The sequence below is a fragment of the Nitrosopumilus sp. b1 genome (assembly GCF_014078545.1).
Classification (GTDB): domain Archaea; phylum Thermoproteota; class Nitrososphaeria; order Nitrososphaerales; family Nitrosopumilaceae; genus PXYB01.
The window spans coordinates 1-422 of the sequence record NZ_MU078714.1; the positions used below are offsets into that span (position 1 = coordinate 1).

1 pseudogene is annotated in these 422 nt (G+C 39.1%); it reads right to left on the reverse strand.

What is annotated here, in order from left to right:
- Positions 1-422: pseudogene (locus C6988_RS11155) on the reverse strand (acetyl-CoA acetyltransferase); the annotation flags it as partial.

Sequence of the window (422 nt, forward strand, 5' to 3'; positions counted from 1 at the left end):
GATTTTAGACCTCCTGAAGGATTAATTGAGATATCAGAATTTAATTTTGTTCTATCTTCACGAACTGCTTGAACTCCTTTTCCTTTTTCAAAGAATCCCAAGTCTTCAGTGTCAACTACTTCTGCTATTGTAAAGCAATCATGTACTTCTGCAAAGTCTACATCTTTTGCGGTAATTCCTGCCATCTTGTATGCTGCTTCCGATGCAATCTTTGTACTTGGAATAGTTGTAAGTTGTTCACGTCCCTGTAATGCAGCTGGTGAGCCGCCTCTACCAGAACCGATTACTTTAACATAATCACCGCCGTGTTCTTTTGCAAATTTTTCAGAACAAAGAATAACAGAGCTTGCACCATCAGAGAATGGACAGCAATCATAAAGCTTTAGAGGACTAGCAACTACTGCAGACTTCATTACATCATC